Annotated in this window: 1 protein-coding gene; it reads right to left on the bottom strand. The window is 50.0% G+C overall.

Translation table 11 applies throughout. The features are described 5' to 3' along the window. On the bottom strand, positions 1–554 hold a 554-nt coding region (locus tag BUE76_RS24885; RefSeq protein WP_216820710.1), incomplete at both ends, for a YWFCY domain-containing protein.

Raw genomic sequence — 554 nt, 5'->3', positions numbered from 1 at the left:
ATGCGGGCGGCACAGGGTACCGGTGCTGATTGCGGCTCAGGCATTCATAAGTGAGTTGGGTAAGGTCGTCAAACTTGAAATCGTAGACAAACATAGAAAATCCTTTTTCGATGTGCTGCCTGATAATCTGCTGGATAACAAAGTGGGTTTTACCGGAGCCTGGCGAACCCAGCACCAATATGCCCCTGAATGGGTTGATGATATTTACCCAACCATCGCGCAGTTCGCCCCTGCACTGGTAGGTGGCTTTCAGGTTGATGGAATACTCGTTTTGCAGGAGCCGCTCTTCCTGTGGAAAGGATTCGTTCCAGGTGTTGAAGATGTCGCTCTTAATTGAGTGCCGGATGATCCTGCTCAGGCGGCTGCCGTAGGAGAGTATCAACAGGTAGCCACAACTTGTAATAGCCATGTAGCAAAAAGCCATGTACTGCGAGCCAATTGCTGTTGGGGTCAGGTAAGGACTACCCCAAACCAGCACGCAGCCCATCATCATGCCTGCCAGTAATTCTCTTGTGTGTAATCCTTCCTGTTTTTTCCCTTTAGTACCGATCAGG

Source organism: Cnuella takakiae, assembly GCF_001953305.1.
GTDB classification, from domain to species: domain Bacteria; phylum Bacteroidota; class Bacteroidia; order Chitinophagales; family Chitinophagaceae; genus Flavisolibacter; species Flavisolibacter takakiae.
Note: the sequence above shows the minus strand (reverse complement) of the source record. Positions and strands in the feature narration are given on the sequence as shown.